The organism is Mycobacterium parmense (assembly GCF_010730575.1).
In the GTDB taxonomy this organism is placed as follows: Bacteria; Actinomycetota; Actinomycetes; order Mycobacteriales; family Mycobacteriaceae; genus Mycobacterium; species Mycobacterium parmense.
Window position 1 is genome coordinate 57,276 of the sequence record NZ_AP022614.1, and the last position, 14,660, is coordinate 71,935.

Here is a 14,660-nt window from a genome sequence, read left to right on the forward strand (position 1 = left end):
TCAGCGCTCGACGAAGGCCACCACGGCTTGGCTGAACGCGTCGTTGTCGTCCCCGGCCGCGGTGTGCCCGGCGTTGGACAGTTCGACGAACTCCGCGCCCGGCACCTGGGTGAGGAAGTGTTGCACGCCTTCGGGGCTGACAACGTCGGACAGCTTGCCACGGATCAACAAGATCGGGATCTCGAGGCTCGTCGCGGCCTCCTCGAACTTCTCGGTGCGCAGTTCCGGGTCGTCCCCGGGCTTGGTCATGAACGCCGGATCCCAATGCCAGTACCAGCGCCCGTCGCGCAGGCGAAGGTTCTTCTTGAGTCCCTCGGGGCTCCGCGGCCGGGTGCGGTACGGCAGGTAGGCGGCCACGGCGTCGGCGGCCTGCTCGAGCGACTCGAATCCGTCGATGCCGCTGACCATGAAGTCGCGGATGCGGGCGCTGCCGTTCTTCTCGAAGCGGGGCACGACGTCGACGAGCACCAGTCGGGTCACCCGATCGGGGCCGGCCCGGTGGGCGGCGAGGATGCCGGTCAGCCCGCCCATGCTGGCTCCGATCAGTGCGACGGGCCGGCCGATCGCGTCGAGGACCCGCATGACGTCGGCGGTCATGGTCTCGACGTCGTAGTCGGCGTCGGGGGCGCGGTCACTGTCGCCGTGGCCCCGCGAGTCCAGCGCGACGACGTGGAAGCCGTCGTCGGCCAGGATCTGGCCCGTGTTCTTCCAGGAGAACCGGTTCTGACCCCCGCCGTGCAACATCAGGATGGACGGCCGGTCGGCCGCGCCGGCGGCGCGGTTCCACTCGTCGGCGACCAGGGTGATCCCTCCGACACCGCGGAACTCGACCGTCTGGGGGTTGCTGCGCACGGTGCTCACGGGGGTTCCTCTTTCGTCGATCGTTCTCCGACGTTACCTAGGCGATCTATTCACCACGTGCGCTGCCCCCTCCCCGGCGGGGAGGCGGCGGAGTCGGTGGGCGGGCTCACCCGGTGAACCCAGCGGGTACGCCTCGCTCCCATCGCTCGAAAACGATTGCCGCCGTGACACTTTAGCGATTTCTACCCCCGGGTCGGTGCGCCCCGGACAGGCACGGGCTAGGTTGGTCCGTGCGGACGCGCCGAGCAGGGAGTGGACATGGCGGACGATGCTGAGCGGGTAGCCCGCCATGGGTGAACCGGGCTGGATCGATGTACCCGGTAGCGCCGGAGACCTGAAGGCCCTCACGTGGGGACCGCCGGACGCCCCGATCGCGTTGTGCCTGCACGGCTTCCCCGACACACCCTACGGGTGGCGCAAGATCGCGCCCCGCCTCGTCGAGTCGGGGTGGCGGGTGGTGGCGCCGTTCATGCGCGGGTATGCGCCCTCGTCGATTCCCACGGACGGCAGTTACCACGTCGGTGCGCTGATGGACGACGCCTTGCGGGTGCGCTCGGCCGCGGGCGGAACGGACCGTGACGTCGTGATCGGGCACGACTGGGGGGCGATCGCCGCGACCGGACTGGCCGCGATGCCCGACAGCCCGTTCGCGAAGGCGGTGATCATGTCGGTGCCCCCGGCGGCGGCGCTGCGCCGTCGCGCGGGCGCGGCCGAGGGCGCGCGGCTTGCCGTCCGCCTGCCGCGCCAGCTGATGCGCAGCTGGTACATCATGTACTTCCAATTGCCCTGGCTGCCCGAGCGTTCCGGGCAATGGGTGGTTCCGCTGCTGTGGCGGCGGTGGTCGCCCGGCTACCGCGCCGAGGAGGATCTGCGCCACGTCGACGCCGCGATCGGGACGGCGGAGAGCTGGCGGGCCGCGCTCGGCCCGTACCGGGCCACGATCCGCAATACCCGGCCGCCGGCGCGGTATGCTGAACTCAACCGCCTGTGGACCGAGGTGCCGGTCTTGCCGTGCCTGTACCTGCACGGCCGCGACGACGGCTGCATGACAGTGGCTTTCACGCGCTGGGCACAGAAGGTGCTGCCGGCGGGCAGCGAAGTCGGCATCGTCGAAAGCGCCGGACACTTCCTACAGCTCGAACAGCCGGACAAGGTCGGCGACCTGGTGCTGGCGTTCCTCGGCTCGCCCGACTGACGCCGTGGCCCGGGTCGCGGCGGCGCACCGGATGGCGGCCGTGGATGCGCAGTTCTACTGGCTGTCGGCCAAGGTCCCCAACGACGAGTTTCTGCTCTACGCGTTCGACGGCGTACCCGCCGACCGCGGGCGGGCGGTCGAGGAGGTGCTCGGGCGGGCCCGGGCGTGCCCCGACCTCGCGATGCGGGTCCGCGACGACAACCGGCTGACCTATCCGCGGTGGGTGCCGACGCCCGTCACGGTCGAGCAGGTCGTGTTCCGGGAGCCGGCGGATCCCGGCTGGCAGGGCTGCCTGACGGCCGTGGCCGGCCTCTTCCGCGACCAACTGGACATCCGCCGGATGGCGTGGCGGCTGCACGTGTTCACGCCGGTGCCGGGCATCCCCTTCGTCGATGGCGCGGGCACCGTCGCCGTCCTGCAGGTGCCCCACGCGCTGGCCGATGGAGCCCGGGGGGCGGCGCTGGCCGCGTGGCTGTTCGGCCGGCCGGACCCGGTGCCCGGCGTGCCCCGGCCACGGCCGGGTTGCCTGCCGCGCCGGGCCGCCGAGGCGGCCCTCGCTCACCGCCGCCTGGTGCGCGACACCCGGGCCGGGCTGTTGGTGCCGGGCGTCGGGCCGCGCCCGCCGCTGCCCACCAACGCCCGCCCGCACGGCGCCCACACGGTGCGCACGCTGGTGCGTCGCCGCGACCAATTGCCCGGTCCGACCGTCACCGTCGGCGTCCTCGCCGCCGTTGCCTCCGTTTTTGCCGAACTGTTCGGCGACGAAGCCACCTCGGCGGGGGCCGAGGTGCCGATGGGAAAGCCCACCGCACGAGAGGCGTACAACAACTTCGGCAACGTCGGGGTGGGGCTGTATCCGGCGCTCGATCGTGACGCGCGCGCCGAGCGGATTGCGACCGACCTGGCCAACGGGCGGCGCCGCTTCGGGCATCCGGCGACCCGCGCCGCCGACCGCGCGTTCGCCGCCGTGCCCGCAATCCTGCTGCGTTGGGGTGTCGCCCAGTTCGATGCCGATGTCCGGCCTGCGCAGGTGGCCGGCAACACAGTGGTGTCCAGCGTGCACCGCGGAGCGGCCGATCTGGGCTTCGGTGGCGCCGGGGTGGTGCTGACGGCCGGCTACCCCGCGCTGTCGCCGGTGATGGGGCTGACGCACGGGGTGCACGGCATCGGCGACACGGTGGCGGTCAGCGTGCACGCGGCGGCGTCGGCGGTGCCGGACATCGACAACTACATGCGACTGCTGGACGCGGCGCTGTGAGGCGCGCTTGTGTCATCCGATCCGACGCATGCTCTAGGTTTGCTCCTATGACTCCCTATGATGTCGGGTTGCTGATCCTGCGGCTGGTTCTGGGCGTGACGTTGGCCGCGCACGGTTACAACAAATTCTTCGGCGGCGGCCGCATCCCGGGCACCGCGCGCTGGTTCGAGAGCATCGGCATGAAGCCGGGCAAGTTCCACGCCACCGTGGCCGCGTCGACGGAGATGGCCGCCGGTCTCGGCCTCGCCGCCGGGCTGCTCACGCCGATCCCCGCGGCGGGATTCGTCTCGCTGATGCTCGTGGCGGCCTGGACCGTGCACCGTGCCAACGGCTTCTTCATCGTAAAGGAGGGCTGGGAGTACAACCTGGTGCTGGCGGTCAGCGCCGTCGCCGTGGCCACCCTCGGGGCCGGCAGGATCAGCCTGGACTGGCTGATCTTCGGGAAGAACTGGTTCGACGGATGGCAGGGACTGCTGATCTCGGTCGTACTGGGGCTCGCCGGGGCGATCGGCCAGCTGGTCATCTTCTACCGCCCGCCGGCCAAGCAGGCGGGATAGGCGATGGGGTGGCTTCGCGGCCACCAACCGATCGAGCCGGGCGGTAGCGCACCCGCGGGCGGCGCAAGGCTACCCGACCCTATCGCCGATCGTCAGGTTGGCGCTGAACAAACGGATGAAGATGACGGCGGGTCTGGTGGTCCGGTGTTCCGACTTCGCCGTCGATGTGTCGGCCCCGCAGGTAGTCGCCCTGCCACTCCACCTGCTCTCCCGCAGCGACGGCCGCCACCGCCCGGAGCTGCCCCTCCACGTCCCGGGGGCGCAGAAACGCCCTGTGCTTGCGTTCCAGGTCCTCGTCGGACTCGACGCGCCTGAGTTCGGGTGCGAACTCCTCGAGCTCGCCGCGGCGTTGCGGCACGATCATGCAGATCGGCTCGTCGACCTCGAATCGCACCGGCATCATCTTGCGGGTCAGCTTCCAGCTCATGCTGAAACTTGCGCTCGCCCAGTCGGTTTCGACCACGCCCTCTAGCGGGCATACAGCGTCCTTCGGAGAGTTCGCCGGCCCGCGGACCAAGAGGTTGTAGCCCGGCGGTGTGCGAAACAGTATCGGCAGATGGAAGCTGAGGATGCCGTTACCGAAATGGCTGACGGGCAGGAAATGGTCGGTGTCGCGCTTGTCCGGCGCGATGAGCACGTCCACGCCGTCCTCCTGTCCAATCCACGTGGCGGTGAAGGCGCACCGATTGCGCAGCACCCAGCCGCTCTGGTTGGCAATGAGCATCGGCAGACACCGATTTGGCCACCCCGTACGTAGCTCCGACATCTTCGACATCCACGCCCGGTCGCTCGGTGCCGGCGTAATCCGCGGGGCGTCATCGCGGGTGATGTATCCGACCAGCGGGTAGGCCGGCTTGTCGGACTGGTCACTCATCGGATCCTCGATTCGTTGGTGACCCCCGTGCGCGGGCTTACTGCGCCCTTGTCACGCAGAACATAGCGCACGTCATGCCGTGCGGGGACGGCCGTTAACGGGCCTAACGACAGTTCGCTCCCTGAACCGCGGGGCGGTGTCAAGCCATCGACCATTGCGGCGCGGCCGCGGACCGGCACGATTCCGCAGGGTTTCCCGCTCCGCACGGCTCGAGGCGCTGTTCGCCCGATTTGCCGAGATGCCGGATCGGCGTCGTGGCGAGACTCGGCGGGATTTTTGCTCGCGATGCTGTCGAAGTGCGGGCAGGGCCCCTTTGTTACGGCAAAGTTGCCGAATCGCGGGGTAACGCGCCGTGTGATAGACCATCACCGTTGCCGACACGGGTCGGCAAACGGTGAGGAGCGTAATGATGGCTATCGCTCGGCGTTTCGCCGCAACCGCGATGTTCGTCGGTCTGGCTGCCGGTGCACCCGGCACGGCGTGGGCTGACACGCCGACGATGGACGGCAGCTACACCCTGACCTCGACGACGCCTTCCGGTGGAACGCTCACCACCAGTTGGACCGTCAACTCCTGTGGCGACGGATGCGTCTGGATCAAAGCCGGAGCCGGGGGCGGGCCGGCGCGCCTGGTCGACGGCCAGTGGGTGATGGACACGATGAACAACATCAGCTGCGCGGACGGCAGCTACATCCAATACGGCGCGAACTCCCACATGACGTGGGATCCCACCACGCTGACCGGTACGGCTGACCACACCTACCTGGTGCCGGCCTGCGGCCGGCCGGCGGGATACACGCAGACCGACAAGATCTCGATCAGCCAGACGCCGTCATCGTCGTCGTCGCCATCGTCGTCGTCGCCCTCTTCCTCCTGATGCCCGGCGTCAGGGCGTAGATCTGGCACTGCCCTAACCACGCGCCGTCGCGGCACGACCCCCACCGACGACGACGCCGGGAGTAGGTCGTCAACGCCGAACGCGTCGCATACTCTGCGAGCAGTGTTGACGCATACGGTTCGGACGCGGCGCAGCTCCGAGGACTTCCCGCGCCGCGACCACCTGGCCGCCAAGATCGCCGAGGTGGCCGCCGACCCGGTCGCGGTCGAAGCGGATGTCGCCGAGATGGTGGCGAACCGGATCATCGACAACGCCGCCGTGAGCGCCGCGGCGGTGCTGCGCCGCCCGGTGGCGGTGGCCCGGCGGCAGGCGATGGCCCACCCGGCGCGCCCGGGCGCGAGCGTCTTCGGCGTCGCGGGCACCTATTCGGCGGAATGGGCGGGCTGGGCCAACAGCGTCGCGGTGCGCGAACTCGACTTCCACGACACGTTTCTGGCCGCCGAGTACTCCCACCCCGGCGACAACATCCCGCCGCTGGTGGCGGTCGCGCAGCAGCTGGGAGTGCCGGGCGCCGACCTGATCCGCGGCCTGACAACCGCTTACGAAATCCAGATCGACCTTGCCCGCGGAATTTGCCTGCATGAGAACAAGATCGACCACGTCGCCCATCTGGGCCCGTCGGTGGCCGCCGGCATCGGGACGATGCTGCGGCTCGATGTCGAGACCATTTACCAGGCGGTCGGGCAGGCGCTGCACCTGACCACGAGCACCCGCCAATCGCGCAAAGGCCTGATCTCCAGCTGGAAGGCGTTTGCGCCGGCGCACGCCGGGAAGGTCGCCGTCGAGGCGGTCGATCGGGCGATGCGCGGCGAGGGGTCCCCGGCGCCGATCTGGGAGGGTGAGGACGGCGTGATCGCCTGGCTGTTGGGCGGTCCCGAACGCGAGTATCGCGTGCCGCTGCCCGCGCCGGGGGAACCCAAGCGCGCGATCTTGGACAGCTACACCAAGGAACACTCCGCGGAGTACCAGAGCCAGGCGCCGATCGACCTGGCCCGCCGGCTCCGCGAGCGTATCGGCGATCTCGGACAGGTCGCGGCCATCGTGCTGCACACCAGCCACCACACCCACGCCGTGATCGGCAGCGGCTCGCGGGATCCGCAGAAGTACGATCCGGACGCGTCGCGCGAGACGCTCGACCACTCGCTGCCCTACATCTTCGCCGTCGCGCTGCAGGACGGGAGCTGGCACCACGAGCGGTCCTATGCGCCCGAGCGGGCGCACCGGCCCGACACCGTCGAGCTGTGGCGCAAGATCTCCACCGTCGAGGACCCCGAGTGGACCCGTCGCTACCACTCGAGCGATCCGGCCGAGAAGGCGTTCGGGGCGCGCGCCGAGGTGCGGCTCACCAGCGGAGAGACGATCTGCGACGAGCTGGCGGTGGCCGACGCGCACCCTTTGGGCGCTCGGCCTTTTCGGCGCCGTGAGTACGAGGACAAGTTCACCGGCCTCGCCGCCGGCGTCGTGGCCCCGGCTGAGCGGGCGAGGTTTCTGTCCGTCGTGGACTCGCTGGCCGAGCTGGGCGCCGGCGCCCTTCACGCGCTCAACATCGAGGTGGAGCCGCGGGTGCTGCAGAAGGCACCGGCGATCCCGCCGGGGATCTTCGGCTGACCGCCTGGGCGTTCGCGGCGTCCCGGGACGTCACCGGCGGGCAAAACGCTGTTCGCCCCAAGCGGCCCGTTTGTCTAGAACAGGTTCTAATCTGTCAAACCATGGGATTCCTGAAGCCGGAGCTGCCACAGCTCGACATGGTCGAGTGGAACAAGGGCACCCGGAGCGAGAAGATCCGGCCGATGGCCAAGCACTGGGCCGAGGTGGGCTTCGGCACGCCCGTCGCGTTGCATCTGTTCTATGTCGTCAAGATTCTTCTCTACATCGTGTTCGCATGGTTGTTCGCGTCGGCGACCAAAGGGCTCGGCGGGATCACGAACGTCGCGTCGTGGTGGTCGGAACCGATCGTCTTCGAGAAGGTCGTGCTCTACACGATGCTGTTCGAAGTCGTCGGGCTCGGCTGCGGCTTCGGGCCGTTGAACAACCGGTTCTTCCCGCCGATGGGGTCGATCCTGTACTGGATGCGGTTCGGCACCATCCGGCTGCCACCGTGGCCGGACCGGGTGCCGTTGACGAAGGGCACCAAGCGCACCCCGATCGACGTCGCGCTCTACGGGCTGCTGGTGCTGGTGATCCTGCGGGTCTTGTTCTCCGACGGCACCGGTCCGGTGCCCGAGCTGGGCACCACCGTCGGGCTGCTCCCGTCCTGGCAGATCGCGCTGATCCTGGTGATCCTCGGCGTGCTCGGCCTGCGCGACAAGGTGATCTTCCTGGCCGCCCGCGGCGAGGTCTACGCGACCATGGCGGTCACCTTTCTGTTCGGCGGGGCCGACGTGATCGTCGCGTCGAAGGTGGTGTTCCTGGTCATCTGGATGGGCGCGGCGACCTCGAAGCTCAACAAGCACTTCCCCTTCGTGATCTCGACGATGATGTCCAACAACCCTCTGGTGCGACCCCGATCGCTGAAGCGGCGTTTCTTCGAGAAGTTCCCCGACGACCTGCGGCCCGGCCGGCTTTCCCGCGTGGTGGCACACGTGAGCACCGCCATCGAGATGCTGATCCCGCTGGCGCTGTTCTTCTCTCGCGGCGGCTGGCCCACCACCGTGGCCGCGATCGTGATGGTGTGTTTCCACCTGGGCATTCTGGTGTCGATTCCGATGGGGGTCCCGCTGGAGTGGAACGTCTTCATGATCTTCGGCGTGCTGTCGCTGTTCGTCGCCCACGCCCGGCTCGGGCTGGCCGACCTGAAACACCCGATACCGGTGGCGATCCTGTTCGTCGTGATCGCCGGAATCGTCGCGCTGGGCAACATGTTTCCGCGCAAGATCTCGTTCCTGCCCGGCATGCGGTACTACGCCGGGAACTGGGACACCACGCTGTGGTGCATGAAGCCGTCGGCGACCGACAAGATCACCCGCGGCATCGTGGCGATCGCGAGCATGCCCCAGGCTCAGCTCGAGCGGTTCTACGGCAGCCCCGAGGCCGCGCAGATCCCGATCTACATGGGGTATGCGTTCCGCGGGTTCAACACCCACGGCCGGGCCCTGTTCACGTTGGCGCACCGCGCCATGGCGGGGCACAACGAGGACGACTACGTCATCACCGACGGCGAACGGATCTGCAGCACCGCCATCGGCTGGAACTTCGGCGACGGCCACATGCACAACGAGCAGCTGATCTCGGCGCTGCAGAAGCGCTGCCACTTCGAGCCGGGGGAGGTGCGGGTGGTCCTTCTCGACGCGCAGCCGATCCACAAGCAGACCCAGGCCTACCGGCTGGTGGACGCGGCGACCGGCGAATTCGAGCGCGGGGTGGTCAGAGTCGCCGACATGGTGACCCGGCAACCGTGGGCGGACGACGTCCCGGTCGAGGTGCTGTCCGACTCGAACGGTTAAGCGCCCGCCCGGACCTCCTGCGCGGCGGCGACCATGTTGCGCAGCGACTCTGCCTTCTCGTCGGCGGACGGCACCCGCGGCTCAGCTGGCCAGCGCCTCGGCGATGGGGATGTCGCCGTTGTTGAAGTCGATGGTCCGCGCGATCGTCGAGTCGTCCGCCAGCGTCGCGGCCACGACACTCGCTACGTCGGCCCGCGATACCTTGCCCTCACCCTCGCCCAGCATGATCTGGCCGGTCGGTGCGTCCAGGGTCAGGCGGCCGGGCCCCAGGATGGTCCACTGCAGATCGCTCGCGCGCAGGTGCGCATCCGCGGCCGCCTTGGCTTCGGCATAGGGAAAGAACGAATCATCCTGCGGCACCTCGTGATCGGGACCCGCGCCGAAATACGACACCATCACGAACCGCCGCACCCCGGCCCGCTCCGCGGCGTCGATCACCCGGATCGCCGCGTCGCGGTCGACGGCGTACGTCCGGGCCGGGTCACCGCCGCCCGCGCCGGCGGCGAACACGACCGCGTCGTGACCGGCGAGCAGCCCGGCCAGGGCGTCGGTGTCCATCTGCTCGATGTCGGCCACCACCGGGTTGGCACCGGTGGCCGCGACGTCATCGGAGTGGTCGGGATTGCGGAAAACGGAGCTCACGTCGTCGCCGCGCCGGGTCAGGATGGGTGCCAGCTGCAGCGCGACCTTGCCGTGGCCGCCGATGATGACGATACGTGCCATGCCCCTGACGTTACCGTCGCCGTAGTTCGACGGTGACCCGCCGTCAGAGCTTGACGCGCCCCATGATGATGTCGATGATCGGCTTTCCCGGCGGGTAGGCGTTGGTCAGCGAGGCCATCGTGTGTCCGTAGTCGACCAGCAGCGTGATCCCATTGATGCCGAAGGCGGCGGCGCTGTTCAGGAACGCCATCACGTCGCCCATCTGCTCCGGGGTGTGCACCTTGGAGCCGGTTTCGTCGCGGTAGTCCTGGGCGAAGGTGAGCCACAGGTCGGCGTTCGACTGGGCCAGCGGCGTGTCGGTGGGACCCGGGCAGATCGCGTTGATCCGGATGCCCTTCTTCAGCAACGGGTAGCCCTGGGTAGCGACATAGGCGTTGACGACCTTCTTGGAGAAGCCGTAGTGGATGATTCCCTCGGCCTCGTGCGCCTTGACCCATTCCTGGGCCGACGCGAAGTCCGGTGTGGCGAGGAACTCGGTCAAAAGTTCCAGGTCGTTTTCCCAGCCCATGCCGGCGACGGAGGAGATGAAGCAGATCGCGGAGCCCGAGGGCAGGTGGTTCTTCTCGATGAGTCGCTCGATGAGGTGCCGGTGGCCGAGGAAGTTGATCGCCATCAGGTCCGTGGTCCCGTCGGCGATGCCGGCGGCCGAGAACACGGCGTGGACCGGGCCACCCAGCTGCTCGAGCGCGGCGTCGATGGATGCGGTGTCGCGCAGGTCGACCTGGATGGATTTGGCGACGTCGTAGTTCACCGGCGCGTAATCCATCACGATCACCTCGGCGCCGAGCTCGGCCGCCGACTTGGCCGCGGCGGCGCCCATGCCGGTGGCGCCACCGACGACGAGAGCCCGCTTGCCGTCGTAGCGCAACCGATCGACAATGGTCATGAAAATCCCCTTCTCGATAACTGCCAACGCGGTTCTGGTTGCCCAACTGTATGGGTAACAGTTATTTGGTTCAATACCTACCTGCCCCGGACCGCGACGCCGCGCAGGACGGTGTCACGGGCATGAAGGAGCGCCGCGCGCGTGCCCACTGCGCCCAGGATGTTCTCCGGGATCCACTGCAGGGCGATGACGCACCGGGCCAGCATCGCGGTCGACGGTGCGTCGACGCCTATCTCTCCGGATTTGATCGCCTCGGCGAGAAGCGATTTCATCTGCCGGAGTCGCGTGGCATACAACCAGCCGGGGTTGGGTGTGTCCGGCGGCGACTGACGCATCCAGGCGAGCTGAATCCTGAACTCGTCGGAGAACCGGTCGAGCGCGTTGACGTTGACCCAGCTGAGCGCGTCCAACTTCTCGATGGGGGTGGCCTCCGAGCGCAGGACGTTCACCCAGCCCGCCTCGACCTTGCGCCCGAAGGACTCCATGATCGACGCGAGCAGTTCGTCCTTCGAACCGATGACCCGGTAGACGGTTCCGGTGCCGAGGCCGGCCGCGGACGCGATGTCCCTGACGGTCGTGACCTCGTAGCCCTTGCGGCCGAACTCCGCGCGAGCCACCGCGCGCACGTGCGCCGCCTTGTCGCTGGGGTCGGCTTCGCTGTCGTCTTCCCACGCGGCGATGACGTCGTTGGCGGCGGTGAAGGCGGGGGAGCGGTCCAACGCCGAGTCGGTAGGTGGCCGAGTTGCCAGCCCCTGCAACATGATTCGGCACAGCAGTTCGGCGACCTGGTCGGGTGGGGCGTTGTGGCGCATCACGGCCAGGCCGACCTGAAGCATCGTCTGGAAGATGCGGTCGGCCAGGATGGGAAGATCGACGTCGGCCTTGAGGTAACCGCTCCACCGTGCGGCGCGCAGGGTCTGCAACATGGCCTGCTGGATTGCCGTCGGCTGCTGCCGGGCCAGCTTGACCAGCTCCGGATCCGAGCTCGGCCCCTCGTAGAACGACATCTGCATCGCCGCGCCGTGCTGGACGGCGCAGCGCGCGATCGCCGAGCCGAGCTCGATGATCTTGTCGGAAACGCCTCGCGCGTCGGCCTCGTCCAATCTGGACAGGGCGGCCCGGCCGATCCGGTCCATGTCCTCCTGATACCGGTGGCTCAGCTCGACGAGGATCGCCTCTTTGGATTCGAAATGATGATAGAGGCTGCCCGGCAGGATGCCGGCGGCGTCCGCGATCTCCTGCAGCGAGGTCCGCAGTCCGGACGAGGCGATCAACGACGCAGCGGTCTCGAGGATCTCGGTGCGCCGCGTCCCGGAATCGAGCGCGTCGACGGCTCGCGACGACCTGGCGCCGGCCATGGCTAGCGGGGCGCGCAACTGGACGACTGCGGAGTCGCGGCCATGCGCATTCGTCCTTTCGCCGAACCAAATGTTTGTTAAAGGCTATCAGACCGTCCGCAGAGAACGCGCTGCACAGCGCGGTGATCACCCAGCATAGAACGCGGGGCCGTCCCAGCCGTCGCGTGCGACCAGCTCATCGACGGAAGCGCCGCGACGCCGGATGGAAGCTTCGACCGGCCCGCAGTAGGTAGGCCTCGCGGTACAGCCCGGCGATCTCGGCGCGCAGCGCGGGGTCCGAGCAGGTACGCGATGTCCATCACCGACGACCTCTGCTGGCAAGGCGCGCACCGAGTTCGCTGAGGTAGCGGTCCGGACCGCCGCGCAGTGCGCTCCAGCTCAGCAGGCGCTTGAGGTAGAGATGAGCGTCGTGTTCCCAGGTGTAGCCGACACCGCCCAGCACCTGGATGGCGGTGTCTGCGACGGTGGCCAGCCGCCCGGCGAACGCCTTCGCGCGAAGCGCGGACAGGTGGCGCTCGTCGGGATCGGCATTGTCGGCCGCCCACAGCGCGTGGATCACACCGCTGCGGGCCAGCTCGACGGTCTCATACATGTCCACACACAGATGTTGGACCGCCTGGAACGAGCCGATCGGCTGACCGAATTGCTTTCTGGTTTTTGCGTATTCGACGGCGAGGTCCATGACGGCACGCGCAGCGCCGAGCGCGTCGGCGGCGGTCGCGATCAGCGTGTCGTCGATTACCGCGGCGACATCTTCGGGGGACACCGTGCCGAGTCGCCGCGCAAGTGCCGCGTCGAAGGCGATGCGGAACTGCTTACGGGTCCGGTCGATACCAAGCTCGGGCGCCACCGAGACCCCGGACGAGCCGTGCTGCACCGCGAAAAGCTTTGTGCCGTCGCCATCCTCGGCCAGCACCAGGAGTATGTCGGCGGCAGCCGCATCGGGCACTCCCCCGACCTCGCCGCGTACAACGAAGTCGTCACCGTGCGGATCAACGGAAGCGTCGTAGGAACCGGGGAAGCAGACCGTGGCGATGGTGCCGCCGTCCGCGATCCCGCTCAACAGCTCGCCTGCGGATTCACCGTCGCTCAGCCGGGTCAGTGCCCGCGTGGCGGCCACCGCGGTCGACAACCACGGCCCCGGATGCAGCGCGGCGCCCAGCTCTTCGGCGACGACGCCCGCCTCGACCATCGTCATGCCGGCCCCGCCGAGTTCCTCCGGCACCAACAGCCCGGTCGTTCCGAGGTCGGCGAGGCCGCGCCACACCGCTTCGGTGATGCCGGTCGGATCGTCGAGCAGCGGTCGCACGTGGCCTGAGACCGACGCCTTCTCGGTGAGGAAGCGCCGCGTGGTGTCGCGCAGGGCGACTTGTTCGTCTGTGAGCTCGAGGTTCATTTTCGCGGCAATCCGAGTACGCGTTGCGCCGTGATGTTCTTGTTGATCTGGCTCGTGCCGCCCGCGATGGTCAGTGACCGCGACGTCAGACGGTAGTTCGCCCACGGGGCGTCCGCGCCGCTGGTGCCCAGCACGTCGAAGGCCAGGGCGGCCAGGGCCTGCCCGATCTCGCCCCACACGGTCTTGGCGAGGCTGGCCGAGCCCAGAGCGTCTGCGCCGTGCAGCGTCGCCGAGATCGACCGCTGGCACAGGACTTCGAGATACTTGATGCGGAGCGCGATTTCGCCGAGGCGCCGCAGTGTCACCGCGTCGTCGAGGGCGTCGGTGTGTGCGGCGATGTCGTCGACCAGTTCTTCGAGCCTCACCTGCATCTCCGCGTACAAGCGGGCCGCTCCTGCGCGCTCGTGGCTGAGCGTGGTGGTGGCGACGTGCCAGCCGGCGTTCAGCGGCCCGAGCAGCGCGTCCGCCGGCACGCGCACGTCGTGAAAGAACACCTCGGCGAAATCGGCGTCGCCGTTGAGCGTGACCAGCGGGCGGGCTTCGATGCCGGGAAGCGTCATGTCGACGATCAGGCAGGAGATGCCCTTGTGCTTCGGCGCGTCGGGATCGGTGCGCACGTAGAGCTGGCACCAGTCCGCCCGGTGCCCGAGCGAGGTCCAGATCTTCTGGCCGTTGACGACGAAGTCGTCACCATCGCGCGCCGCTCGGGTGCGCAACGCCGCGAGGTCGGATCCGGCTTCGGGCTCCGACATGCCTTGGCACCAGATGTCATCGGCGCGCATCATGCGGGGGAGCAGCCTGAGCTTCTGATCTTCGGTGCCGTACTGCATGATCGCCGGCGCGATGTTGTTCAGCCCAATGACGTTGAGCGGCATGGGTGCTCGGGCGCGCGTGGTTTCCTCGGTGTAGACCAGTTGCTCGAGAACGGTCGCGCCGCGGCCACCGTATTCGCGGGGCCACGAGACGGCGGCCCAGCCCGCGTCGGCCATCAACGCGTTCCACGCGCGCAGCATCTCGAAGGTGGCGTCGTCGCGGCCGGCGGACCGGCGCGCCGCCACCAACTCCGGGGTCAGATTGGCGGACAGCCAGTCACGCAGCTCGCCGCGGAACTTTTCCACTTCGGGTGGGTAGGAGAAATCCACTTGCCTATTCTCTAGCCTCGGCTCATCTGGTCAACAGCGCGTGTGTAGCGGCGCGGCGCCGCGAGCGAC

The 14,660-nt window shown here is 68.6% G+C and carries 13 protein-coding genes; 6 read left to right on the forward strand and 7 right to left on the reverse strand.

Going from position 1 to position 14,660, the window contains the following annotated elements; genetic code table 11:
* On the reverse strand, positions 1 to 861 hold the full coding sequence (locus G6N48_RS00310) for an alpha/beta fold hydrolase (RefSeq protein ID WP_085269369.1): 861 nt from the start codon (positions 859 to 861) through the stop codon (positions 1 to 3).
* Positions 862 to 1,150: 289 nt separating this feature from the next.
* Between G6N48_RS00310 and G6N48_RS00315 the strand changes: the two genes are divergently transcribed.
* Genes G6N48_RS00315 through G6N48_RS00325 form a run of 3 tightly spaced genes read left to right on the forward strand, consistent with a single transcriptional unit; the run spans position 1,151 to position 3,871 of the window.
* On the forward strand, positions 1,151 to 2,056 hold the full coding sequence (locus G6N48_RS00315) for an alpha/beta fold hydrolase (RefSeq protein WP_085269368.1): 906 nt from the start codon (positions 1,151 to 1,153) through the stop codon (positions 2,054 to 2,056).
* Positions 2,057 to 2,087: 31 nt separating this feature from the next.
* Positions 2,088 to 3,314, forward strand: coding sequence for a WS/DGAT/MGAT family O-acyltransferase (locus tag G6N48_RS00320; RefSeq protein WP_085269464.1), 1,227 nt, complete (start codon positions 2,088 to 2,090; stop codon positions 3,312 to 3,314).
* Positions 3,315 to 3,361: 47 nt separating this feature from the next.
* Complete coding sequence (locus G6N48_RS00325; protein ID WP_085269367.1) at positions 3,362 to 3,871, forward strand: DoxX family protein; 510 nt, start codon at positions 3,362 to 3,364, stop codon at positions 3,869 to 3,871.
* 79 nt (positions 3,872 to 3,950) lie between these two features.
* On the opposite strand, the gene G6N48_RS00330 is transcribed toward G6N48_RS00325, so the two are convergent.
* Positions 3,951 to 4,745 carry a DUF6065 family protein gene (locus G6N48_RS00330; RefSeq protein ID WP_085269366.1) on the reverse strand — a complete coding sequence of 265 codons (795 nt, stop codon included), beginning with the start codon at positions 4,743 to 4,745 and terminating at the stop codon, positions 3,951 to 3,953.
* Positions 4,746 to 5,154: 409 nt separating this feature from the next.
* Between G6N48_RS00330 and G6N48_RS00335 the strand changes: the two genes are divergently transcribed.
* The 3 genes from G6N48_RS00335 (at position 5,155) to G6N48_RS00345 (ending at position 9,086) form a co-directional block, all read left to right on the forward strand.
* Positions 5,155 to 5,622, forward strand: coding sequence for a hypothetical protein (locus G6N48_RS00335; RefSeq protein WP_139825785.1), 468 nt, complete (start codon positions 5,155 to 5,157; stop codon positions 5,620 to 5,622).
* A gap of 123 nt (positions 5,623 to 5,745) precedes the next feature.
* A complete protein-coding gene (gene prpD, locus G6N48_RS00340; protein ID WP_179969832.1) occupies positions 5,746 to 7,251 on the forward strand; it encodes a 2-methylcitrate dehydratase PrpD in 1,506 nt (501 codons plus the stop codon).
* A gap of 101 nt (positions 7,252 to 7,352) precedes the next feature.
* Positions 7,353 to 9,086 (forward strand): DUF3556 domain-containing protein, encoded by a 1,734-nt coding sequence (locus G6N48_RS00345; protein ID WP_085269363.1) that lies wholly within the window; start codon positions 7,353 to 7,355, stop codon positions 9,084 to 9,086.
* 81 nt (positions 9,087 to 9,167) lie between these two features.
* Here the strand turns inward: G6N48_RS00345 and G6N48_RS00350 are convergent, their stop codons facing one another.
* The 5 genes from G6N48_RS00350 to G6N48_RS00370 all read right to left on the reverse strand — a co-directional run bounded on the left by G6N48_RS00350 (position 9,168) and on the right by G6N48_RS00370 (position 14,591).
* Entirely contained in the window at positions 9,168 to 9,809 is a 642-nt protein-coding gene (locus tag G6N48_RS00350; RefSeq protein ID WP_085269362.1) for an SDR family oxidoreductase, read from the reverse strand.
* A gap of 43 nt (positions 9,810 to 9,852) precedes the next feature.
* Positions 9,853 to 10,695, reverse strand: coding sequence for an SDR family oxidoreductase (locus tag G6N48_RS00355; protein WP_085269361.1), 843 nt, complete (start codon positions 10,693 to 10,695; stop codon positions 9,853 to 9,855).
* Between the two features lie 77 nt (positions 10,696 to 10,772).
* The gene (locus G6N48_RS00360) at positions 10,773 to 12,053 is read right to left on the reverse strand and encodes a TetR/AcrR family transcriptional regulator (protein WP_085269360.1); all 1,281 of its coding nucleotides are present in this window, start codon (positions 12,051 to 12,053) and stop codon (positions 10,773 to 10,775) included.
* A 298-nt stretch (positions 12,054 to 12,351) separates the two neighbouring features.
* Positions 12,352 to 13,449: an acyl-CoA dehydrogenase family protein gene (locus G6N48_RS00365; protein WP_085269359.1), complete on the reverse strand. Its 1,098-nt coding sequence runs from the start codon at positions 13,447 to 13,449 to the stop codon at positions 12,352 to 12,354.
* Positions 13,446 to 14,591 carry an acyl-CoA dehydrogenase family protein gene (locus G6N48_RS00370; RefSeq protein ID WP_085269358.1) on the reverse strand — a complete coding sequence of 382 codons (1,146 nt, stop codon included), beginning with the start codon at positions 14,589 to 14,591 and terminating at the stop codon, positions 13,446 to 13,448. The genes G6N48_RS00365 and G6N48_RS00370 overlap by 4 nt, the downstream gene beginning before the upstream one ends.
* Between the last annotated feature and the right edge of the window lie 69 nt (positions 14,592 to 14,660).